Annotated in this window: 19 protein-coding genes; 8 read left to right on the top strand and 11 right to left on the bottom strand. The window is 42.0% G+C overall.

Annotation, left to right across the window (positions count from 1 at the left end; translation table 11 throughout):
• Positions 1-22 precede the first annotated feature (22 nt).
• Positions 23-706 (bottom strand): 16S rRNA (cytidine(1402)-2'-O)-methyltransferase, encoded by a 684-nt coding sequence (rsmI, locus tag QZ576_RS10305; RefSeq protein ID WP_297096769.1) that lies wholly within the window; start codon positions 704-706, stop codon positions 23-25.
• Entirely contained in the window at positions 699-1,604 is a 906-nt protein-coding gene (locus QZ576_RS10310; protein WP_297096771.1) for a hypothetical protein, read from the bottom strand. The genes rsmI and QZ576_RS10310 overlap by 8 nt, the downstream gene beginning before the upstream one ends.
• Positions 1,605-1,742: 138 nt before the next feature.
• On the opposite strand from QZ576_RS10310, the gene QZ576_RS10315 reads away from it, so the two are divergent.
• Together QZ576_RS10315 and QZ576_RS10320 are read left to right on the top strand one after the other, a co-directional pair.
• Positions 1,743-2,321 (top strand): thymidine kinase, encoded by a 579-nt coding sequence (locus QZ576_RS10315; protein ID WP_297096773.1) that lies wholly within the window; start codon positions 1,743-1,745, stop codon positions 2,319-2,321.
• The gene (locus tag QZ576_RS10320; protein ID WP_297096775.1) at positions 2,321-4,789 is read left to right on the top strand and encodes a bifunctional UDP-N-acetylmuramoyl-tripeptide:D-alanyl-D-alanine ligase/alanine racemase; all 2,469 of its coding nucleotides are present in this window, start codon (positions 2,321-2,323) and stop codon (positions 4,787-4,789) included. The genes QZ576_RS10315 and QZ576_RS10320 overlap by 1 nt, the downstream gene beginning before the upstream one ends.
• A 277-nt stretch (positions 4,790-5,066) precedes the next feature.
• Here QZ576_RS10320 and QZ576_RS10325 read toward each other — a convergent pair whose 3' ends face one another.
• Positions 5,067-5,768: a Crp/Fnr family transcriptional regulator gene (locus tag QZ576_RS10325; RefSeq protein ID WP_297096777.1), complete on the bottom strand. Its 702-nt coding sequence runs from the start codon at positions 5,766-5,768 to the stop codon at positions 5,067-5,069.
• Positions 5,769-5,907: 139 nt separating this feature from the next.
• On the bottom strand, positions 5,908-7,551 hold the full coding sequence (locus tag QZ576_RS10330; protein ID WP_297096779.1) for an NAD+ synthase: 1,644 nt from the start codon (positions 7,549-7,551) through the stop codon (positions 5,908-5,910).
• A gap of 160 nt (positions 7,552-7,711) precedes the next feature.
• On the opposite strand from QZ576_RS10330, the gene QZ576_RS10335 reads away from it, so the two are divergent.
• Positions 7,712-8,728, top strand: a complete 1,017-nt coding sequence (locus tag QZ576_RS10335; protein ID WP_297096781.1) for a hypothetical protein — start codon at positions 7,712-7,714, stop codon at positions 8,726-8,728.
• 94 nt (positions 8,729-8,822) lie between these two features.
• Here the strand turns inward: QZ576_RS10335 and QZ576_RS10340 are convergent, their stop codons facing one another.
• A complete protein-coding gene (locus QZ576_RS10340) occupies positions 8,823-9,584 on the bottom strand; it encodes a DUF1080 domain-containing protein (RefSeq protein ID WP_297096783.1) in 762 nt (253 codons plus the stop codon).
• A 205-nt stretch (positions 9,585-9,789) separates the two neighbouring features.
• Between QZ576_RS10340 and QZ576_RS10345 the strand changes: the two genes are divergently transcribed.
• A complete protein-coding gene (locus tag QZ576_RS10345; protein WP_297096784.1) occupies positions 9,790-10,836 on the top strand; it encodes an ATP-dependent 6-phosphofructokinase in 1,047 nt (348 codons plus the stop codon).
• Positions 10,837-11,067: 231 nt separating this feature from the next.
• On the opposite strand, the gene rsmG is transcribed toward QZ576_RS10345, so the two are convergent.
• The 3 genes from rsmG to QZ576_RS10360 are packed head-to-tail and all read right to left on the bottom strand — an operon-like array spanning position 11,068 to position 13,443.
• A complete protein-coding gene (rsmG, locus tag QZ576_RS10350) occupies positions 11,068-11,688 on the bottom strand; it encodes a 16S rRNA (guanine(527)-N(7))-methyltransferase RsmG (protein WP_297096786.1) in 621 nt (206 codons plus the stop codon).
• 7 nt (positions 11,689-11,695) lie between these two features.
• Positions 11,696-12,304: a sigma-70 family RNA polymerase sigma factor gene (locus QZ576_RS10355; protein WP_045032364.1), complete on the bottom strand. Its 609-nt coding sequence runs from the start codon at positions 12,302-12,304 to the stop codon at positions 11,696-11,698.
• Positions 12,286-13,443 (bottom strand): glycosyltransferase, encoded by a 1,158-nt coding sequence (locus tag QZ576_RS10360; protein WP_297096792.1) that lies wholly within the window; start codon positions 13,441-13,443, stop codon positions 12,286-12,288. Before QZ576_RS10360 ends, QZ576_RS10355 begins: the two co-directional genes overlap by 19 nt.
• A 177-nt stretch (positions 13,444-13,620) precedes the next feature.
• On the opposite strand from QZ576_RS10360, the gene tgt reads away from it, so the two are divergent.
• The 4 genes from tgt (at position 13,621) to QZ576_RS10380 (ending at position 17,956) form a co-directional block, all read left to right on the top strand.
• Positions 13,621-14,748, top strand: a complete 1,128-nt coding sequence (gene tgt / locus QZ576_RS10365) for a tRNA guanosine(34) transglycosylase Tgt (protein WP_297096794.1) — start codon at positions 13,621-13,623, stop codon at positions 14,746-14,748.
• A gap of 6 nt (positions 14,749-14,754) precedes the next feature.
• Complete coding sequence (locus QZ576_RS10370) at positions 14,755-15,834, top strand: LptF/LptG family permease (RefSeq protein WP_297096796.1); 1,080 nt, start codon at positions 14,755-14,757, stop codon at positions 15,832-15,834.
• 230 nt (positions 15,835-16,064) lie between these two features.
• Complete coding sequence (locus QZ576_RS10375; protein WP_297096799.1) at positions 16,065-17,609, top strand: acyl-CoA carboxylase subunit beta; 1,545 nt, start codon at positions 16,065-16,067, stop codon at positions 17,607-17,609.
• 20 nt (positions 17,610-17,629) lie between these two features.
• Complete coding sequence (locus tag QZ576_RS10380; RefSeq protein ID WP_297096801.1) at positions 17,630-17,956, top strand: biotin/lipoyl-containing protein; 327 nt, start codon at positions 17,630-17,632, stop codon at positions 17,954-17,956.
• Positions 17,957-18,108: 152 nt separating this feature from the next.
• Here the strand turns inward: QZ576_RS10380 and QZ576_RS10385 are convergent, their stop codons facing one another.
• The 3 genes from QZ576_RS10385 to gcvP form a co-directional block, all read right to left on the bottom strand.
• Complete coding sequence (locus QZ576_RS10385; RefSeq protein WP_297096804.1) at positions 18,109-18,525, bottom strand: hypothetical protein; 417 nt, start codon at positions 18,523-18,525, stop codon at positions 18,109-18,111.
• Between the two features lie 181 nt (positions 18,526-18,706).
• Positions 18,707-19,510, bottom strand: a complete 804-nt coding sequence (gene ispE / locus QZ576_RS10390; protein WP_297096806.1) for a 4-(cytidine 5'-diphospho)-2-C-methyl-D-erythritol kinase — start codon at positions 19,508-19,510, stop codon at positions 18,707-18,709.
• A 67-nt stretch (positions 19,511-19,577) separates the two neighbouring features.
• The gene (gene gcvP, locus QZ576_RS10395) at positions 19,578-22,454 is read right to left on the bottom strand and encodes an aminomethyl-transferring glycine dehydrogenase (protein ID WP_297096807.1); all 2,877 of its coding nucleotides are present in this window, start codon (positions 22,452-22,454) and stop codon (positions 19,578-19,580) included.
• Between the last annotated feature and the right edge of the window lie 42 nt (positions 22,455-22,496).

Consider the following 22,496-nt stretch of genomic DNA (forward strand, 5'->3'; position numbering starts at 1 on the left):
TTATTTGCTGCGACAGAAACGACTAATCGTTTTTTCCCTCAACAACGATCACTATTTCGCCTTTGGGAGTATGTTCAGTGTAGTATTCTTGTAGCTCTGTTACAGTTCCCCGCTTCACTTCTTCGAACATTTTACTAAGCTCGCGGCAAACACAGGCTTTTCTTTCGGGGCCAAAAAATTCGGCAAACTGTCCAAGAGCTTTTACCAATCGGTATGGCGACTCGTAAAGTACTATTGTCCGTGGCTCTTCTGCCAAAATTTTCAAACGTGTTTGTCGTCCCTTTTTCTGTGGCAAAAACCCTTCGAAAACAAATTTATCGGTTGGCAAACCCGAAACCGCCAAAGCAGGAATTAATGCTGTTGCTCCCGGCAAACATTCCACTTTCACGTTTTTCTCCACGCAGGCACGCACCAACAAAAAACCGGGATCCGAAATGGCAGGTGTTCCTGCGTCAGATATTAGCGCGACAGTATTTCCCTGCTCAATTTTTGAAACGATTGAGCCCGTAGTTTTATGCTCGTTAAACTTATGATGTGCAAGCAGTTTTTTATCAATTTCAAGGTGTTTTAAAAGTTTCGACGACACACGAGTATCCTCGGCCAAAATAATATCGGCTGCTTTTAAAACTTCAACTGCCCGCAATGTGATATCCTGAAGATTTCCAATGGGCGTTGGAACGAGTATTAATTTTGCTTCGTTATCCATTGGGGAACCGGCGCTTTACAAGGTTTACAAATTTCAGGCTGGTTTCTGTTTTCTTCCACTTAAAGTTCTCCTGCAAATAAGTTACAGCCTCCTGGATATTTCCTAATTTATCGAGATCGACAACTGTTTTTGCAAACGATTCGGCGCTGCCATCGAACAACTCGCGGATATACTGGTAACGATCGTTTATTCCAATGGCAGCCTGAATACTTTGTACCGGGCTGTTCGAGATTTTATATTCCAGTTTTTTATCGCCGTTACCGCTCAACAAGTCGTTAACCGATTTTTCAGTAATAACACGATCGCCAATCCGGTTACTTGTTGCAACAGGCTCCGGTTCGTCTTCCGGCTCATCTACTTGATGTGGTTCTTTTTCGCTTACAGGTTCTTCTTTTACTTCTTCTGCTTTTGGTTCTTCCCCGGGAGTTTCTTCCTCTACTTCAGGAGCACTCTCCTCCTCCATTTCGGCAACAACCGTTTCCTCGGCTTCTTCGGAAGGTTCTTCTATCGTTTCAATTTCTTCTTTGGGCGCTACAACTTCCTCTTCATGCACAACCGGTTCAGGTTTCTTTTCTTCCTGTTTTAACTCCTCCTCAAAATCCGATAAAGCGGCTAAGCTTTCCTTTTCGTCCTCCGAAAGTTGTGTTTGTGGTTCAACTGAGTTTTTGGATTCTACGCTCACCGGCTCAGACACCACTTTAGGTGCTGAAACCACAACTCTTTGTGCGGGCACATCTTTATCGCTCAACAGCTGAATGATGTGTTTGGCTCCATTGAAACGAGTACGGATAAATTCCATTTCCAGTTCATCGAAACCTTCGTTCCCCTTTTCGGCAAACAATTCTTCTATCTCCGAAATATCTTTAAGCAGAAATTTAAATAACTTTTTATTGTCCATTCATCCAAGCTTTTAACGCGATGTTGGTAAATTAATCGTGCTTCACAGTGCCCAATCAAGCCTGTAAATTTTATTTTTGTAAAAGTAGTAAATAAAAATACCCTGTAAGAAAAGTATTACCAAAAAGAGTAACGATAAATGTTTATTGAAAGAGATGTAAACGGCCATAAAAAAGTTGGCACCATTGAAGTTGTTGCCGGATCGATGTTTTCGGGAAAGACCGAGGAGTTGATCAGGCGGCTGAAACGTGCTAAAATTGCCAAACAAAAGGTGGAAATTTACAAGCCGATGGTTGACATTCGTTACTCGGAAACGGAAGTGGTTTCGCACGACGAAAATGCAATCCACTCAACTCCGGTTGAAAACTCGGCCAATATTTTATTGCTCGCCGGAGATGTTGACGTTATTGGAATTGACGAAGCACAGTTTTTCGACAAAGGCCTTATCGAGGTTGTTAACCAGCTGGCCAATATGGGTATCCGTGTAATTGTGGCCGGACTTGACATGGATTTTAAAGGCGTACCTTTTGGCCCGATTCCCGGACTGATGGCGGTGGCCGATTACATTACCAAAGTACATGCAATTTGTGTTCGGTGCGGAAGCATCGCGCAATTCTCTCATCGTCTTTCGGAAAAAGAGCAAGTGGTTCTGCTGGGCGAAAAAGACATTTACGAGCCACTTTGCCGAAGCTGTTACAACAAAGCACATAAGGAATAATGATCAACCTGACGGCAAAAAAAATAAGTGCCGTTGTAAATGGTGAGTTTTTCACTTCCTCATCGTTTCAGGATTTTACTGTTTCAGAAATTATTACCGACAGCCGGACTTTCTTCGGCGGAGCAAACGTTGCTTTTTTTGCCTTAAGCGGCCCCGTTTTTAACGGGCACAACTACATTGCTCAACTACGCAAAAAAGGCGTTCAGCTATTTATCGTTTCCGACAAGAATTTTATAGATGATGAAGCCAACTATATTTTGGTAAAGGACACAGGTTTTGCACTTCAGCAACTAGCCGCTTATAACCGAAGCCTGTTTTCGAAGCCTGTAATTGGAATTACGGGCAGTAACGGAAAAACGATTATAAAAGAGTGGCTGTACGATCTGCTTTCTAGTGATTTAAAAATCGTTCGAAGCCCGAAAAGCTACAACTCACAGGTGGGTGTTCCCTTATCGGCATTGTTAATTGATAACCAGTACGACCTGGCTATTTTAGAAGCAGGAATTTCGGAGCCTAAAGAGATGCAAAAGCTGGCACCGATCGTTCGGCCCAACATCGGAATTTTAACCAACATTGGCGATGCTCACCAGGAAAATTTCAACTCGCTTGAGGAGAAGCTGAACGAAAAATTACAACTTTTCGTTGATGCAAAAAAACTGGTATTTCGTTCCGATCGCTTCTACTCAGAAAACATATCTGAATTTTGCTCGCAAAATGATATTGAACCGATAAACTGGTCGTTGGGAAATAACGACGCAGCCATTCACTTCATGAGCAAAGTAAAATCGATTGACACCGAAATTGAGGTCAGAATTAACGACAAGCATTATTCATTTTCAATTCCATTCACTGATGATTCGGCCATTGAAAATGCCTGCCATTGTTTTGCTACGATCATCGCACTTAAGAAAGATCCAAAAGACTTTCTGGCGCAATTCAGCAAACTGCAACCGGTGGCTATGCGCCTCGAAATAAAACAGGGAATAAACAACTGTTTGCTGATTAACGACTATTACAATTCTGATTTAAATTCGCTGAGTATTGCACTGTCAGTACTGAAACAACAAGCCGCCAAAAGTCACTTGTTTAAGCACGTAATTCTGTCCGACATTCAACAAACGGGTATTGAAACAGCTGCACTATATTCGAAAGTAAACCAGCTTTTACAAGAGTGGGGAATTAACAAACTCACCGGAATTGGAAAAGAACTCTACCAACACCAGCATATTTTTCAGCTGGAAAGCGAATTTTATACAGATCGAAGTGAGTTTGAAAAACATTTTGTTCGAAGCAATTATTCATCATCTGCAATTTTGTTAAAAGGTGCGCGGCAATTTGAATTTGAAAAGATTTCATCGCTGCTACAACAAAAAGCACATCAAACAGTGCTCGAAATTAACCTGAACGCACTGGTGCATAACCTGAATACTTTCCGAAAATTACTGCGCCCGGAAACCAAAATAATGGTAATGGTAAAAGCTTTTTCGTACGGTAGCGGCGATGTGGAAATTGCAAGGCTTTTACAACACCAAAATGTAGATTACCTGGCAGTGGCGGTGGCCGACGAAGGTGTGCAATTGCGAAATGCAGGCATCAGCATTCCGATTGTGGTAATGAATCCTGAACACGACAGTTTTCAGAATATCATCGATTTTAACCTGGAACCAAATATTTACAGCATCCAACTTTTGCAACAATTTACAAAGGCTGTTGAAGAATTTGGATTAAATAACTTCCCCATCCACATTAAAATCGATACAGGCATGAACCGCCTTGGTCTGAAAACGAAAAAAGAGATTGAGGAAGTAATCACATTTACCAAAAACAATAAGCATTTAAAAATTCAATCTGTCTTTTCGCATCTCGCCGGCAGTGACGAAACGGAACTCGATGATTTTACCCAAGAACAGTTCCAGCGATTTGCAAATTTATCAGAGTTGATTGAAAAAGCTTTTGATTACAAAATCGACAAGCACATTTTAAACTCAGCCGGTATTGAACGTTTTCCCAATCATCAAATGGATATGGTGCGGCTGGGAATTGGCCTTTACGGTATCTCGCAAACTGGTTTACCGCTGCAACAAATCAGTACCCTTAAAACCACTGTTTCGCAGGTTAAAACTGTTAACACAAACGAAACCGTTGGATATAACCGAAAAGGAGAAATAAAACATCAAAGCCGGGTAGCTGTTGTTCCGATGGGGTATGCCGACGGAATAAACCGCCGACTGGGCAACGGTTTAGGCAGCGCTTTTGTAAACGGACAAGAAGCAAGGATGATCGGAAATATCTGCATGGATATGTTGATGCTCGACGTTACCAACCTGGAAGTTAACCCGGGAGACAGCGTTGAAATTTTTGGGCCAAATATTTCCATTTTGAAGGTGGCCCAACTACTGGAAACTATTCCTTATGAGATTTTAACAGGCATTTCACAACGCGTAAAACGGGTGTATTTGCAGGAATAATGCATGTTTGAAACATAAAATCAATTCCAAATTATGATATTTTTTGCACCGCCTTTTAAGGTGGTGACAGAAATTCATTAGCTCAGACTGATTTTTTAGGATTTTTGTAACTTCCATTTTTCAAAAATCCTAAAAAATCATAAGCTCTTCTCTATCTCAGAACACCGCTCTAAAGAACGGTGCAAAAAATAATTCAAGGAACTTTACATTGAATTTGCAGGAATAAAAAATGCCACCTGATTTCTCAAGTGGCACTCACAATATTTTATTGAAACTGTTATCCTAATTTACTGATGCGCTCTAAACGCGTTGCATCCAGAATCCGAATTTTTCTTCCATCGATAGCAATTACTTTTTCGCTGGCAAAAGTCGATAAGGTACGAATAGCATTCGAAGTGGTCATATTCGAGAGGTTAGCAATATCCTCGCGCGACAAGAACGCTTTCAACGTTGTTCCGTCGTTTTCAAAACCGTATTTATCTTTCAGCAAAATCAGCGATTCGGCCAAACGTCCACGAATATGTTTTTGTGTTAAAGTAACGGTTCGGGCATTCGAGAAACCAAGCTCTTTCGAAAGTTTACTGATAATCTTAAATGAAAAATCAGGGTTTTTTAAAGCACGTTTAAAGATAAAATCCGGATCAATGGTACAAACAAGCGATTCTTCAAGCGTAACCGCCGAGCCGTTGTGTGTTTCATCGGCAAGCAAAGCACGATAACCGATCAAACCCAAAGGTTTCGTCATTCGAATAATCTGCTCTCTACCGCCAACTCCTTCTTTAAAAATCTTGACCTTTCCGTCAATCAAAACCAAAAATCCATTTGGTTTGTCTCCTTCTTTGTAAATAAATTCATTCTTTTTGTACTGCGAAAGAGAAATATGGTGTTGCAAGTCGTCTTTATCTTCCTGCCCCAACAAATAAAAAATTGATTTCTGATTGTCAACTAGATCTCGAAGTCCAATATCTGAATTTAACATATACCCGTCTGTATGTTTTACAGCATCAAAGCTAAAAAAAATTGTTAAAATTGATTCTTTTTTAACAGTTATTTTACCTCAGATCTGAATAATATCATTAACAACAGCCCATAAAACTGTTGATAAAAAATGGACATAGCTAGTAACGGGCAACCAGCGGCATTTTTCGTCCGAAGCCAAAAGCTTTTGAACTTACTCTTAAAATAGGAGCAGCCTGAAAGCGCTTGTATTCATTCATGTTTACCATTCTGATCACTCTACGAACTACAGCCTCATCATAACCTAATGCGGCAATTTCTTTTGGCGATTTGTTCAACTCAATGTAGTTAAAAAGCATATCATCCAGTTCTTCGTACTCCGGCAACGAATCGGTGTCTTTCTGATCGGGGCGTAACTCGGCCGACGGCGGTTTAACAATGGTATTCTCCGGAATCACTTCGCCGTCTTTATTCATAAACCGCGACAGTTTAAACACATCAAGTTTGTAGACATCTCCAAGTACTGCCAGGCCGCCGTTCATATCGCCATAAAGTGTACCGTAACCAACGGCGCACTCGCTTTTATTGGTTGTGTTTAACAGAATATGGCCAAATTTATTCGAAATCGCCATCATATAAATTCCGCGGGCACGGGCCTGAATATTTTCTTCGGTAACATCGGGCGAGCGGCCTTCGAATATTGACGAAAGTGCCGACTCAAACTGATCGACTGCCGATTGAATATTCACTACATCGTAACGAATTCCCAGATTTTCGGCTAGTTCGCGGGCGTCATTCACACTGTGGTCCGACGAATACTTTGAAGGCATTAACAACACGCGAACATTTTCGGCACCCAAAGCACGAACGGCTAGCACAACGGTTACTGCTGAATCAATTCCACCCGACAAACCAAGCGTTGCCTGCTTGAAGCCCATCTTTTTAAAATAGTCGCGGATGCCCAGCACCAGCGCGTCGTGTATTTTTTCAATATAGTCGACCTTTTGTTGTAACTCTTTTTCGCCAAGCGAAGTAGTATCGAGCACCAGACAATCCTCTTCGAAATATTTCAGCTCTTTTACAATTTCGCCGGTGGCATCGATGTAAACTGATCCGCCATCGAAAACCAGCTCGGTTTGTGCACCAACCTGGTTGCAATACAAAATCGGGATGCCGTAGTTTTTAGCTTTTGTAATGAGTACATTCTTGCGCCAGCCTTCCTGGTTGTACGAAAATGGAGATGCCGAAAGGTTTACCACAAAATCGGGTTTCAATTTAGCCAGCTCTTCCATTGGCGATATCGAATACAACTTGTCTTTACCAAATTCGTTGGCCGTTGGTTGCTCGTCCCACAAATCTTCGCAAATGGTTACTGCAATCTTTTCGCCTTTGTATTCTACCAAACTAAACTCGCGGTTAGGCTCAAAATGGCGGTATTCATCAAAAATATCGTAGGTAGGCAGCAGCGTTTTGTTGTGGCTGCTTTTTATTTCGCCATCGGCCAGAAAAAGTGCCGAGTTAAAAAGCTTTTTCCCACGTTCGTGCTGGTTAATACGCGGCGCACCAACCAAAGCAGCAATACCGTGACAATGTTTTGCTATTTCGGCAACAGCATCATCGGCTTTTGCAATAAACTCCTTTTTCTCCAACAAATCGTGCGGGTAATAACCCGTTACCGACAATTCGGAAAAAACAACCAGATCAACGTCCTCCTGTTTCAGACGGTTGATCTCTGCAATAATCTTCGACGCATTTCCTTCAAAATCGCCGATGGTATAATTTAACTGTGCCAGTGCAACTTTCATGATTCTAGTTTAAAGTTCAGAGCTACGAGTTGCGAGTTTTAAAACCCGATATCAACCTCATCATTCCGATCATTCTTTTTAACCTTGCAAAAGTTCAATTTTTAGTTCAGTTTTGCAATAAATAAGAAGTGTAAGCGTAATGATTTAAATTTCTTGTAAAATGAAGTGGACAAAAACAGTGGTTTTTATGGGCTTAATTGCCCTGTTATTTTTTTCATGCAAACGAAATCCATTAAAAGTAAATATTTCTGAAGTTGAAATGGAAGTTGAAGTGGTGCGGTTTGGTGAGCAACTTTTTAACCTCGAAGGAAAAGACACGCTGGAAGCACTTACGGAGCTGAGCAACGCGTACCCCGATTTTTTCAATTTGTATACTTACCGCGTTATTAAGGTGGGCGGAATTGGCGACGACGATTTTAAAGAAATGATGAACCTGTTTTTAAACGACTCGATGATTACAGAGGTGAAACTAAAAACCGACTCGGTGTTCCCCAACCTGCGAAAGCTGGAAAAAGGACTGACAAAAGCATTTAAATATTACAGCTACCATTTCCCGGAGAAAGAATTGCCGACCATTTACACCTACACTTCAGGTTTTAATCAATCGGTGGTTACGGCCGAAAATATTATTGGCATCAGCCTCGACAAATACCTGGGGCGCGATTGCAAATATTACCAACAACTAAGCACAACGCCGCAATACAAAATACAAAATATGCACAAAGACAAGATTTTGTCGGACGTGGCATTTGCGTGGGCAATTACCGAATTTGAGCACGAAGACCGCGCTACTAACCTACTGGGCAATATGATTGAAAAAGGGAAACTGATGTACCTGGTTGATGCCATGCTTCCCGATATGGAAGATTCGCTGAAAATTGGCTACACCACACAACAATTGGAGTGGTGCGAAATGAACGAGCCGCAAATGTGGACTTACCTTATTGAGCACGAAATGTTGTATACCAGCAAACGTATGGATATTATCCGCTACATTAACCCGGCACCGTCAACCAGTGGTTTTCCGCTCGATTCGCCAGGACGTACCGGTGTATGGATTGGCTGGCAAATTGTACGCCAGTACATGAAAAAGCACCCGGAAGTAACCGTATCTGAATTAATGGCAAATTACGATTTTCAGCAGATTTTGAACGATTCGGGGTATAATCCTGAGTAAATAGCTACGAGCCACTAGTTTCTTGCAACTCGAAACTAAAAAACAAAAAAGCCCGGCAGAAATCTACCGGGCCATTCATTATCAGCTAAAAAGCTTAATAATTCATTTCTCTAATTTTGATGTTGCGAAACCAAACATCGTCGCCGTGGTCTTGCAATGCAATAACTCCTTCTTTGGCAACATTTGCCCAGTCAGGATTTAATCCAGGGAATTTCGATCCGGCTACCAGCTCTTTCCAGTCGTCGGTCCACAAGTGGTACTCCACAACTGTTTCGCCATTTTGCTTGTGCACAACCGTTCCATTGTAGCAAATAATCTCGACGGTATTCCATTCGCCGGCAGGTTTTGCATTTTGTGGTTTTGCCGGAATCAGGTCGTATAACGAACCGGCTTTGCGGTTACCGTCTTTTCCCAGCAATGCATCAGGGTGACGCTCGTTATCCAACACCTGCATTTCTGGAGCCGTTTTGTATACCGGCCACCCTTCGTGCTCTTTTCCTAAGTAGAAAATACCTGAGTTTCCGCCCTCAGCGATTTTCCATTCCATTTTCAGGTGAAAGTTCGAGTATTCTTTCGTAGTGATAATGTCGCCACCATCGCGTGCTCCGGCTTCACCCTGACCAGATTTTTTGCAGTGCAATGTTCCGTCAACTACTTCCCAGCCTGTTGGGAAATGATCTTTGTTGTTACCACGCCATCCTTCGCTGGTTTTGCCATCGAAAAGCATCACCCAGCCCTCTTCTTTTTCTTTTTTTGTTAATTGATTTAAAGCGGCCGAACCTCCTGTTTTTGTACTCTTACACGAGATCGAAAACACCAAGGCAGTAGCCATTAAAAGTGAAAAAAACTTTCTCATTTCTATTACATTTAATTGGTTAAAGATTAAAATGCCATTTTTTCAAACGACCCGCGAATGTACGAATTTTGTTAAACGGATTTTTATCACAGCTAAAAAGAAATTATGAATTACTGTATTTAGCGGGCTTTGAGCATCGTTTTTATAAAGTTCTTTTGTAAATTCGGTAGATAATTAGAAAATACAGGAATCTTAAATAAAAACTATGAGTACTTCAGCAAAGCCAAAAAGAATTGGTATTTTGACTGCAGGGGGCGATTGCCCGGGACTAAATGCAGCAATTAGAGGCGTTGGAAAAACAGCGATAGTTGAATACGGCATGGAAGTGCTGGGATTTAATGCCGGCTATTCGGGATTAATTAACGGCGACTATACTGAGTTGAAAGAATCGGCACTATCGGGTATTTTAACGCTTGGCGGAACCATCCTGGGAACTTCGCGCGAAAAGCCCTACAAAGGCAAGAAAAACGGAAAAGATGCAGAGGATAAACCTCACAAAATAGTTAAGAACTATAAAAAACTGGGCCTCGACGCCGTAGTTTGTATTGGCGGAAACGGCACCATGAAAACCGCAAGCCTTTTGGCACAGGAAGGTATGAATGTGGTTGGAATTCCCAAAACCATTGATAACGATGTTTGGGGCACCGATGTAACTTTTGGATTCGATTCGGCCGTGCAAATTGCCACCGATGCCATCGACCGTTTGCACACCACTGCCAACTCGCACCAGCGTGTAATGATTATTGAAATTATGGGACACCACGCCGGTTGGCTGGCGCTGTACTCTGGACTTGCAGGTGGTGGCGACATTATTTTGCTTCCTGAACTGGATTATAACATCCGCTCGGTTTGCAAGAAAATAGAGAGCCGTTACGAAAGCAACAAACCTTATTCAATTGTGGTGGTTGCCGAAGGTATCGACCACCCGAAAGAAGTATCTGCTGCTACACATATTGCACAGGCGATACAAACTTACACCGGCATTGAAACCCGCGAAACAGTTTTGGGTTACATTCAGCGCGGTGGCTCACCAACTCCAATGGACCGGATTCTGGCCACACGCTACGGAGCTTTTGCAGCACAATGTATTGCCGAAGAAAATTTTGGCACCATGGTGGCCATAAAAAATAACGAACTATCTACTGTACCATTAGAAGAAGTTGGAGGAAAGCTACGTCTGGTGGAACCCGACTTTGGTCTCATTGAAAAAGCACGCAGAATGGGCGTTTCGTTTGGCGACGAATACCTTTAGGAAGGATTAAAGATTATCGATTAAGGATAAATTGAAAGAAAGCCGGTTTGTTGAAGCAAGCCGGCTTTGTTTTATCTAAGATTTTAAAAATACAATTTATCACCCCTACTGACCTCCCCGAGGGGGAGGAAATATCCCCCTTCGGGGGATTATAGGGGGGTCAGACCAATTATCAATCAGAACACAAAATATTTTCATTTCTGCTGCTGATTTCTAGAACTTTTTGAAGTTTTACAGTGGCAAATGCAGTACCTTCTTCGTTTCGAAAAAAGGTTCTTCGAAATATTGCGAAAGATCCTGCAAGAAGATCCGTTTCCCGAAAGGTTTTACTTCTTCGGTAAGATCGCCACCTTTTAGATAAATTACACCGTTGGGCAGCGCATTTTGTTGTTTCTTCGAGATGTTTGTTCTTATCCATTTCACAAAATCGGGCAAACGAGTAACGGCGCGGCTTACTACAAAATCGTACTTTTCTTTTAACTCCTCGGCACGAATTTGATCGGCACGCACATTTTTTAACCCAAGTGAATGGGCAACTCCGTTCACTACTTTTATTTTCTTTCCGATCGAATCAACCAAATGAAACTGCACTTCCGGAAAAAGAATTGCCAGCGGAATTCCGGGAAAACCTCCACCGGTTCCCACATCAAGTACTTTTGTTTTATCGTTGAAGCGAATAAACCTGGCAATGCCCAGCGAATGCAACACATGACGCTCGTAAAATTCAGAAAAATCTTTCCTGGAGATCACATTTATTTTTGCATTCCAATCGGCATACAACGGCTCCAATTGTTTAAACTGTTCAATCTGGGTTACAGTTAAATGGGGAAAATACTTTAGAATTAAGTCCATACAAAAGTTAATCTTTTCGTCCGATCTCGGTGCTTTCAATCATTTTAAACAGCATTTCGCGAGCTCTGAAAAGCTGTGCTTTAACTGTTCCGAGCGGCAAATCTAACTCTTTTGCAATTTCTTCGTACGAAAACTCCCTGAAATAACGAAGTTCGACCAGAATTTGATAACGCGGTTTTAACTTTCGCACAACGCGCCGCAGTAAAATGGCCTTTTGCTGACGAATCAACTTTTCTTCCGGATCAGGATCTTTCGACCGAAGTTTTATGGTTTCGCTGTTATCATCCTGCCCGTTGTTTTCAATGGGTACATGCACTCCCTTTTTCTTTCGTAAGAAATCGATGCAATTGTTCGATGCAATTTTAAACAACCAGGTGCTGAATGCGTAAGTAGGCGAGTATTGGTGAAGACTTTTAAATGCCTTTCCAAATGCTTCAAGTGTCAGGTCTTCGGCGTCGCTGCGGTTATTCACCATTTTTAGCAGCATAAAATAAATGGCGTCTTTGTAGCGGTTTAACAATCGCGCAAAAGCTTTATCGTCGCCAGCTAACGCAGCTTTTACAAGCTCGTAGTCCTGCCGCGCTTTTTCCGATAGTATTACCCCCTGTTTTTCCATTTGTGATTTTGACTTTGCCGATTAAAGCTCCACCTGAAAAAAAGTTTATAAAAAGGCATTATAAAACTGAACACTAACGAAGTTATGAATAATTTACGTTCATTCAAACGTTTCTGCAACATTTTTATGATAACCATGAAAACCAGCAACTTAACTACTACAAAGGCTGCAATAATGGGCCATAGCTTGAATACAACCAGCAATACCAATGCAATAGAAAGGGGATATAAGAGCTGTGTTAAGCGGTCGAGAAGCAGTACAAACTGCTTCCATTTACTCAGATGATTCTCAATACGAATGCTTTTTCGAACCAAATCTTTGAACGCTGAACGATCAACAGAAACCTGTTTTTCCAGGATACTTTTATCGTTAAAACAGAGTTCAACATTTTTCTTGCTGATGAAACGGTTTATTACCAGCTCGAGATTGGCATAAGGCTCCTGCACTTTAGTGCCAAACCCGCCCAGCTTAAAGTATTCTTGTTTTTTAAAGGCTACATTTTCCTCGTTATAAACAAAGGCTAAACCGTTAAGCGAAAAAGAAGCACTCCTCACCTGCTGAAAGAAATTTTCGATGCGATAAAATTTATTATACCGGTTTTTATTTTCTGCAATCGTAGTGTAAGCCACTTTTACCAAAACCGGATCGGCGGTTGATTTATCCATTTCGTTCAACCAATCCTGCGACGGATTTTGTGCACTTACCGGGTACACTAAAACCCAATCCTTTTCGGCCGATTTTAATCCAATGTTCTGCGATAATTTTTCGGAATACCGTGTTTCCTGGCTCAGCGACGAAAGCTTCATTCGTGGATGACGCTGCTTTAATAATCCTAGAACCGACAAAGTATTGTCTTGCGAGAAATCATCTACAACCACAACTTCCAGATCCGGGTTTTCCAAATTGAGTAAACGCGGCAAAGTTTCGTGGCAATTTTCTTCTTCATTGCGCACCACCATTAATACCGTTAGCGGTGCTTTTCCGGTTGCAACCGATTTTGCTTTGGTTTTAACAAGCACCCGCAGTGGGAAAAAAAGCAAATACAAAAGCCGTAACAGCCACAATAAAGCTACCACCACAAACACCACCAACTGCATAGCTGTTAAGGTGTTAAAAGTATCCAACAACTCCCGGATCATAAAGAGAAGAAAATTCGGTATTAAAAACTAAGCAATAGTAGCAAAATTACCGGTATCATTTTGTGTTATAAGTTCTATTTTGTTTACAGTAATTAGTTTTTATTAACAGCCTCGGGCGGGTTTAAAACAAGTGCAATTCGGGTGAAATAGCTATATTTGCCACGCAATTTTACACAAATGCAATTCGAATTACAGAAAACAGCAGATAACTCGCGCGCCCGGGCCGGTGTAATTACCACCGACCACGGAACAATTGAAACGCCAATTTTTATGCCGGTTGGAACGGCCGGATCGGTGAAAGGAATTCACACCCGCGATATAAAAGAAGATATTAATGCCCAGATTATATTGGGGAATACCTACCATTTGTATTTACGCCCTGGAATTGATGTGATTGAAAAAGCAGGAGGCCTGCACAAATTCAATCGTTGGGACCGCCCGATTTTAACCGACAGCGGTGGTTTCCAGGTTTTTTCGCTGGGCGATATTCGTAAACTCAGCGAAGAGGGAGCACGTTTTCAGTCGCATATCGATGGATCATACCATATGTTCACACCAGAAAATGTGATGGACATTCAGCGTACGATCGGCGCCGATATTATTATGGCTTTTGATGAGTGTACACCGGGCGATGCTGATTACAATTATGCCAAAAAATCGCTGGAGTTGACGCAACGCTGGCTCGAACGCTGTTTTAAACAGTTTAACAGTACCGAACCAAAATATGGTTATTCGCAAACGCTTTTCCCCATTGTTCAGGGAAATACATTTACCGATTTGCGAAAAGCGGCCGTTGCCAACGTAAAAACGTTTGATGCCGACGGTTATGCAATCGGTGGTTTGTCGGTTGGCGAAACCGAGCAGGAAATGTACGAAATGACTGAAGTTTGCACTGCCGATCTTCCTGAAAATAAACCGCGTTATTTGATGGGAGTTGGTACACCGGTAAATATTCTGGAAGGAATTCACCGCGGAATTGACATGTTTGATTGTGTGATGCCCACCCGAAACGGCCGCAACGGAATGTTATTCACCAGCGAAGGTATCATCAACATCCGCAATAAAAAATGGGAAAACGACCACTCTCCCATCGATGAAAACGGAACATCGTTTGTCGACCAGTATTCAAAAGCTTATCTTCGCCACCTTATAATTTCGAACGAAATGCTTGGCGCGCAAATTGCAAGTCAGCACAACCTGGCATTTTACCTGTGGCTGGTAAAAACAGCCCGCCAGAAAATACAAAGCGGCGATTTTGTGAGCTGGAAAAACGAAATGGTAATAAAACTGAAAGAAAGACTATAAAAGAATATGAAGTGGTATAAAACAATAGATTTTTACATTTCGAAAAAGTTCCTGGGAACTTTCTTTTATGCCATTGGTCTGATTTTAAGTATCGCCATTGTTTTCGATATTTCTGAAAACCTCGACGAATTCCTTTCGAAAGACATTCCGCTGAAGGATATTGTTTTTGACTATTACATGAACTTTATCCCCTATTTTGCCAACCTGTTTAGCCCGTTGTTTACATTTATTGCGGTAATTTATTTTACCTCGAAAATGACCTACAACACCGAGATTATTGCCATTTTAAGCAACGGTGTTTCTTACCGACGTTTAATGCGGCCTTACCTGGTTTCGGCATTTGTAATTGCACTGTTTTCGTTTATGTTGGGCAACTACGTTATTCCGCCGGCCAATAAAACCATGAACAATTTCAGGCACAATTATATTAAAAGCAAATCGGTTGGTACCGAACGAAATATTCACCGGCAAATTGAACCCGGCACTTATATTTATATGCAAAGTTTTAATGCCAACAATGTTGGGCAACGCTTTACGTTGGAGCGTTTTGAAGACTCGGAATTGGTAGAAAAACTCACAGCGAGAAACATTAGCTGGAATAAAGAAACCGGGAAATGGGTAATTAACTCATACTGGAAACGTAATATTTTTGAAGATCACGAAACTTTCGAAAAAGGTTACCGCATGGACACCACACTAAATATGGTTCCGGGCGATTTTCAACGTTTGAAAAACGAAATGGAAACATATACCACTCCATCACTTCTTAAAGAAATTAAATTGATGAAGATGCGCGGGGTGAACACTATCGAATGGGAAATTGAAAAACATAAACGTATTGCGAATCCGTTTGCGGCTTTTATTCTTACGCTTATCGGCGCCGGATTGGCATCGCGAAAAGTAAAAGGAGGACTCGGTCTACACATCGGTTTGGGGCTGCTTCTGGCATTCTCCTACATATTATTTATGCAAATTTCAACCGTATTTGCCGTAAGTGGCACGGTACCAATCGTTTTTGCAATCTGGCTCCCTAACATAGTGTATGCTGTGCTAGCATTGTTTGTGTACCGCTGGGCTGCCCGGTAAATTTCAGAAATAACATTTGCTTCCACCAAAGCCTGATAAATGTTACTATATCCAACAATTTTTCAAACATACAATACAATAATTCGAAGGCATTGAACCTATGTTGGTTAATTTCCGTAGTACAGGAATACATAAGTCCACGGCAATTAAAAAAAATTATAATTTTGCCCACGCTAAATAAAAATAACACCGGTCTGCAACCGGGAAATTTATAACTAAAAAAATACTTTATGTCACTAAGAAGTAACGTACTCGATCTTCGTAAAAGAAAGAAAGAAGTACAAAAAGGTGGTGGAGATAAAGCCATTGAGAAACAGGTTAAGATGGGGAAACTCACAGCCCGTGAACGTATCCTGGCCCTGTTGGATAAAAACTCATTTCACGAATACGACTTATTTGTTGAGCACGCCGCCAAAGATTTTGGGATGGAAGGCAAAAAACTACACGGAGATGGTGTTATCATTGGTACCGGAACTATTTACGATAAGCCGGTTTGCGTTTTCGCCCAGGACTTTACCGTTGCAGGTGGTTCGTTGGGATTAATGCACGCCCGCAAGATTACAAAAATTATGGACCACGCACTGAAAATGCGCGTTCCTTTAATTGGTATCAACGACTCGGGTGGTGCTCGTATTCAGGAAGGTGTTAACTCATTGGCCGGTTACGGAGAGATTTTCTTCCGCAACACACTGGCTTCTGGTGTTATTCCTCAAATCTCGGTAATTCTTGGCCCTTGCGCCGGTGGAGCGGTTTATTCGCCTGCACTTACCGACTTTGTTTTTGTGGTAGAAAACATTTCGAAAATGTTCATTACCGGACCATCAGTGGTTAAATCGGTATTGGGCGAAGAAGTTTCGATGGAAGAACTGGGTGGTGCACGTGTACATGCCGAAGTAACCGGTAACGCACATTTTTATGCACAAACCGAGTTGGAATGTTTCGAGCAGATAAAAACACTTATCAGTTATATTCCGCGTAACAACTCACGGAAAGCTTTGGCACACAAACCAAAAGCGCCGCTAAAAGGTAAAAAAGTGGAGGACATCGTTCCTGCAGATCCAAGAATTCCGTACGACATGCGCGAGGTGATCAAAAGCATCAGCGACGGTTCTGAGTTCCTGGAAGTAATGGAAGATTTTGCACCAAACATTATTATCGGTTTCGGTAGAATGAATGGCGAAACTGTTGGTTTTGTTGCCAACCAGCCAATGGTTCTTGCAGGTGTATTGGATATTGACAGCTCTGACAAAGCAGCTCGTTTTATCCGCTACTGCGACGCTTTCAACATTCCGATTGTTACCATGGAAGACCTTCCGGGATACTTGCCAGGAGTTGACCAGGAGCATGCCGGTGTAATCCGTCACGGAGCAAAAATTCTTTATGCATACAGCGAAGCTACAGTGCCAAAAATTACCGTTATTTTGCGTAAAGCATACGGTGGTGGTTACATTGCAATGAACTCGCGTCACTTGCGTGCCGACTTTGTTTTTGCATGGCCAACAGCCGAAATTGCGGTTATGGGACCAGAAGGTGCTGCAAACATCGTTTTCCGTAAAGAAATTGCCGAAGCTGAGAATCCTGAAGAAATGCGTCAGCAAAAAATCGAGGAGTACAAACAAAAGTTTGCCAATCCTTATGTTGCTGCTGCACAAGGTTATATCGACGAGGTAATCGAGCCTAGCGAAACACGTTCGCGCATTTTACATGCCTTGCAGGTTTCGGAAAACAAAAGCGCTTCAATGCCAGCTAAAAAACATGGAATTCCTCCGTTTTAAACCACTTAAAGAATTGCATTATGGCAGAAGAAAAAGAGCTTAAAAATCTTGTTGTTCAAGGTGCGGTTTACAAAACTACGTACACCAAAAAGTTTGAGAACAGGGTTAATTATACGTCTCCGGATCCGAATGAACTTTATTCATTTATTCCGGGAACGATCATCGATCTTTTTGTAAAACCAAAACAAAAGGTGAAAGAAGGCGAAACACTTTTATTGCTTGAAGCAATGAAAATGGAGAACCAGGTACGCATGCCTTTTGATGGAGAGATCGTAAAAATTCACGTCAAAAAAGGTGAGGTTATTCCCAACCGTCATTTAATGATTGTGATTAAACCGACAAAGTAACTCGTAACGAGTTTAGAGATATTGAAACCGCGCAATTAATTTGTGCGGTTTTTTTTATGCAAATACTCAAAGGATATAAACAAAAAAGAGTTGCCCCAACTAAGCGGCAACTCTCAAAAATCCAAATAAAACTAATCGCGTTTTCTATTTATCTACAAATTCCAAACTCTGTCGTTAATCATCCAGTCCTCAAGGCTTAAATGTCCTTCTGTTTCTACTGTTGCTGTTGGTGCTACTTCCCATGCAATGTCGTCAGTCATCCAGTTTTCCAACTCAATGCCGGCTTCGCTGGTATTGGCTGCCCAATCGCTTGAAGTAGACCACACATCGTTGTTTGTCATCCAGTTTTCAAGATTCAGCGACTCTTCCTGCGCTTCAGCAAAATTCGATACATCCGAAGTGCTCCAAATCGCGTCGTCTGTCATCCAGTTTTCAACGTTTAACGATGCTTCAACAATGTTTTCATGGCTCGAGGCTTTTGTTACTTTCTCTGTTGCATTAGCTGTTCCTACTGTAAAAATGACGGCTATTATAAGTGCAACTGTTTTTAAATTAAATCTAGTTTTCATGTTTTCTGTTTTTAACTGTTTTCTTACTAATTGTTTGTTTTCAAATGCCTTCGTAAAGGACTTTTTTGTTTTCTTGTTTTCAGTTAATATGACTATTAACGAGTACAAAGGTTACATATCGTTTTGTTAAAAAGAATAAAAAAAATGTTAATGAGTTCTTAAGGTCGGTAAACGTCCGGGGTTATCGGTAAATAAAAATACCTTCAGGTAGGAATATATCCAAATTTGTCGGTGAATGGCGAAAGATGCCAAATACAGCCGAGCCACTCCCCGACATGGAAGCGTAAACGGCGCCTGCTTCGTAAAGCTTGTTTTTTAGATCTTCAATTTCGGGGAACTGCGGAAATACGCTTTTTTCGAAGTCATTTTTAACCACTGTTTTCCAATCTTCGGTGGGAAGTTGATCAATTTCCAGCAGGTTAAAATCCGATTTTGCAGGAACGATATTTCGATAAGCCTGCGGTGTACTCACCGAAAAAGGCGGTTTAACGATTACAATCTCGTAAGCTGATAAATCGAGATTTACCGGTTTAAACTGATCGCCAATGCCGTGTGCAAAAGTGGGTTTGTTTTGGATGAAAAACGGGCAATCGGCACCAATTCGGGCAGCGTAATCTTCCAGCTTTGTTGTTGCTAATCCCAACTCAAAATAATCGTTCAGCATTTTTAATGCAAAAGCTGCGTCGGCAGAACCACCACCAAGGCCCGCTCCAAACGGGATAACTTTATGTAAATGCATTTTTACCGGCTGAAGGTCATAATCTCCGGCAAGCAAAGAATAAGCTTTATAAACGAGGTTATTTTCCGGAGCAGCATCAATTTCAATTCCTGATGAAGTAAAAGCCGTTTCCCGAGCTTCGATCACTTCCAAAGCATCCGCTAATTTTACGGGGTAGAAAATCGTTTCCAGGTTGTGGTAACCATCCGGTCGTTTCTCCACAACATTGAGCCCGATATTTATTTTCGCATTGGGAAATGTGATCATGCCACAAAAATAAAAAAGCCGCCTGAAAATTCAGACGGCTTCCCATATTTATATCAATATTTATTTTTTAGTCAGCAAAAGCTTCGTATTCTTCCGGCGAACCACAGGTACAAATCAGGTTTCTATCGCCCCATGCATTATCAACACGGCCAACCGGCACCCAATATTTGTTCTCGCGCACCCAATCCAACGGATAAGCAGCTTTCTCGCGGCCATAAGCGTGTGTCCATTCATCGGCACAAACGCTCTCGGCTGTGTGCGGCGCATTTTTAAGAACGTTATCTGCTTTGTCGGCAACACCGTTCTCCACTTCTTTCACTTCATCGAAAATAGAGTTTAAAGCACTGATAAAACGATCCAACTCATCTTTCGATTCACTTTCTGTTGGCTCGATCATTAACGTGCCATGAACCGGGAACGACAGCGTTGGCGCGTGGAAACCATAATCCATCAAACGCTTAGCAATGTCTTCTTCCGTGATTCCCGCCGAAGCTTTCAGGTGGCGGCACTCTAAAATCAATTCGTGTGCCACACGACCGTTTTCGCCGGTATATAAAATGCCGTAGTTATCTTTTAAAGCGGTTGCAATATAATTGGCATTCAGAATGGCCAGTTTTGTAGCTTCTGTTAGCCCTTCAGCACCCATCATTTTAATATAACCGTAAGTAATCGGCAATACCGAAGCACTTCCCCACGGAGCTGCAGAAACAGCCGTTATTCCAACGTGGCCGTTATTCATAATCGGGTGCGATGGCAGAAACTCTACCAAGTGACTGGCAACGCCAATCGGTCCAACACCAGGACCACCACCACCGTGAGGTATTGCAAATGTTTTATGCAGATTCAGGTGACAAACATCAGCACCAATCATACGTGGATTTGTCAATCCAACCTGTGCATTCATGTTGGCACCGTCCATATAAACCTGTCCACCATTTTCGTGAATCACTTCACACATTTCAATAATTGAAGCCTCAAAGACCCCATGCGTAGATGGATAAGTTACCATAAAAGCCGAAAGATTGTCTTTGTGCAGTTCAGCTTTGGCACGAAGATCTTCCATGTCGACGTTTCCTTTTTCGTCGCATTTTACCACAACCACTTTTGTACCGGCCATAACCGCACTTGCAGGGTTAGTTCCGTGCGCCGATGAAGGAATAATCACTACATCGCGTTGTCCTTCGCCTCGGCTCTTGTGGTATTCCTGAATCACCATCAAACCGGCATACTCGCCTGCAGCTCCCGAGTTTGGCTGCAAACTTACGTCAGCCATTCCGGTAATCTCTGCTAAATCGCGGCGCAGTTCTTCCATCATTTCCTGGTAACCGCGTGCCTGGTTTTTAGGAACAAACGGATGCAAACCGTTAAATTCGATCCAGCTCAACGGCAGCATTTCAGTTGCTGCATTCAGTTTCATGGTACACGATCCCAGAGAGATCATTGATTGTGTTAGCGAAATATCTTTTTTAGCCAGTCGTTTAATGTAACGAACCATTTCTGTTTCCGAACGGTATTTATTAAATACCTCCTCAGTCATGAATTCCGAAGTTCGTTTAAACGCAGCATCTATCTCAAAATCTTCAGGATATTCTTCGGCAACCTGCCATTTTTTGTTGGCAGCTTTTGCAAACACTTCGATAATCCAGCCAATATCCTGCGGGTTGGTAGTTTCGTCGATACTGATACCCACATCGCCATTTTCGAAATAGCGGAAGTTCATTTCCAGCTCGTGCGACAACCATTCAATATCTTCGCGCATTACATGTTTTGGCAACGCAAAACGGATGGTGTCAAAAAAGTTTTTATTGATTTGAGTGTAACCCAGTTTTTCAATTTCAATAGCAAGGAATGCAGCGATATTATGAATACGCTCGGCAATTCCGATAATACCTTCAGGGCCGTGGTAAACACCAAAGAAACCGGCCATAATAGCCAGCAGCGCCTGTGCTGTACAAATATTCGATGTTGCTTTTTCGCGTTTAATGTGCTGCTCGCGGGTTTGCAGTGCCATACGAAGCGCCCGGTTACCATGTATATCTTTGGTTACGCCAATAATTCGTCCCGGCATATTTCTCTTGAAAGCTTCGCGGGCAGCAAAAAATGCTGCGTGTGGTCCGCCATAACCCATTGGAACGCCAAAACGCTGCGAGTTACCAAATACAATGTCGGCACCCCACTCTCCCGGAGGAGTCAGAATGGCCAGCGACATCAAATCGGCAGCAACGGCAACTTTTATCTCTTTTTCGTGCGCTTTTTCAACCAATTCAGAATAATCAGTTATTTCGCCATCCGAGTTCGGATATTGAACAAGTACGCCAAATACATTCTCATCAAAATTAAATTCGTCTTTTGGCAGGATTTTCAATTCGAATCCCAGCGGCAGTGCACGGGTTTCTAAAACGTCGTGCGTTTGTGGCCACATCTTTTCATCTACCAAAATGGTATTCACATCTGCCTTTACCATTTTCCGCGATCTCAGGTTGGCCATCATTACCATCGCTTCGGCAGCTGCAGTTGCCTCATCAAGCAACGATGCATTGGCAATGTCCATTCCGGTTAAACCACAAACCATAGTTTGGTAGTTCAACAAAGCCTCCAATCGTCCCTGCGAAATCTCGGCCTGATATGGCGTGTAGGAAGTATACCAAACCGGATTTTCAAGTACATTACGCAAAACCACTGCGGGAGTGATCGTGTCGTAATATCCCATTCCGATGTAAGTATTGAATACTTTATTTTTTGATGCCAGGTCGAGAATACGGCGGAAGTATTTACGTTCCGACAATCCTTCCTTCATTTTTAAAGGCTGTTGCAACCTGATGTTTGAAGGAACTGTTTGTTCCAATAATTCCTCCATCGACGAAACACCAACAAATTCAAGCATTTCGGCAACTTCTAATCCTCGCGGGCCAATGTGGCGGGTGACAAATCTATCCTGAGACATTCGAAATATTTATTTAGGTGAATTTTTCTGCAAGTATATAAA

It is taken from the genome of uncultured Draconibacterium sp. (genome assembly GCF_913060805.1).
Lineage (GTDB): Bacteria > Bacteroidota > Bacteroidia > Bacteroidales > Prolixibacteraceae > Draconibacterium.

Bases quoted from the DNA above. Each gene is read 5' to 3' on its own strand.
- gcvP (WP_297096807.1), bottom strand. From the start codon at position 22,454: ATGTCTCAGGATAGATTTGTCACCCGCCACATTGGCCCGCGAGGATTA.
- QZ576_RS10370 (WP_297096796.1), top strand. From the start codon at position 14,755: ATGAAGTGGTATAAAACAATAGATTTTTACATTTCGAAAAAGTTCCTG.
- QZ576_RS10335 (WP_297096781.1), top strand. From the start codon at position 7,712: ATGAAGTGGACAAAAACAGTGGTTTTTATGGGCTTAATTGCCCTGTTA.
- QZ576_RS10345 (WP_297096784.1), top strand. From the start codon at position 9,790: ATGAGTACTTCAGCAAAGCCAAAAAGAATTGGTATTTTGACTGCAGGG.
- tgt (WP_297096794.1), top strand. From the start codon at position 13,621: ATGCAATTCGAATTACAGAAAACAGCAGATAACTCGCGCGCCCGGGCC.
- QZ576_RS10340 (WP_297096783.1), bottom strand. From the start codon at position 9,584: ATGAGAAAGTTTTTTTCACTTTTAATGGCTACTGCCTTGGTGTTTTCG.
- ispE (WP_297096806.1), bottom strand. From the start codon at position 19,510: ATGATCACATTTCCCAATGCGAAAATAAATATCGGGCTCAATGTTGTG.
- QZ576_RS10380 (WP_297096801.1), top strand. From the start codon at position 17,630: ATGGCAGAAGAAAAAGAGCTTAAAAATCTTGTTGTTCAAGGTGCGGTT.
- QZ576_RS10315 (WP_297096773.1), top strand. From the start codon at position 1,743: ATGTTTATTGAAAGAGATGTAAACGGCCATAAAAAAGTTGGCACCATT.
- rsmG (WP_297096786.1), bottom strand. From the start codon at position 11,688: ATGGACTTAATTCTAAAGTATTTTCCCCATTTAACTGTAACCCAGATT.
- QZ576_RS10325 (WP_297096777.1), bottom strand. From the start codon at position 5,768: ATGTTAAATTCAGATATTGGACTTCGAGATCTAGTTGACAATCAGAAA.
- QZ576_RS10385 (WP_297096804.1), bottom strand. From the start codon at position 18,525: ATGAAAACTAGATTTAATTTAAAAACAGTTGCACTTATAATAGCCGTC.
- QZ576_RS10355 (WP_045032364.1), bottom strand. From the start codon at position 12,304: ATGGAAAAACAGGGGGTAATACTATCGGAAAAAGCGCGGCAGGACTAC.
- QZ576_RS10360 (WP_297096792.1), bottom strand. From the start codon at position 13,443: ATGATCCGGGAGTTGTTGGATACTTTTAACACCTTAACAGCTATGCAG.
- QZ576_RS10375 (WP_297096799.1), top strand. From the start codon at position 16,065: ATGTCACTAAGAAGTAACGTACTCGATCTTCGTAAAAGAAAGAAAGAA.
- QZ576_RS10310 (WP_297096771.1), bottom strand. From the start codon at position 1,604: ATGGACAATAAAAAGTTATTTAAATTTCTGCTTAAAGATATTTCGGAG.
- rsmI (WP_297096769.1), bottom strand. From the start codon at position 706: ATGGATAACGAAGCAAAATTAATACTCGTTCCAACGCCCATTGGAAAT.
- QZ576_RS10320 (WP_297096775.1), top strand. From the start codon at position 2,321: ATGATCAACCTGACGGCAAAAAAAATAAGTGCCGTTGTAAATGGTGAG.
- QZ576_RS10330 (WP_297096779.1), bottom strand. From the start codon at position 7,551: ATGAAAGTTGCACTGGCACAGTTAAATTATACCATCGGCGATTTTGAA.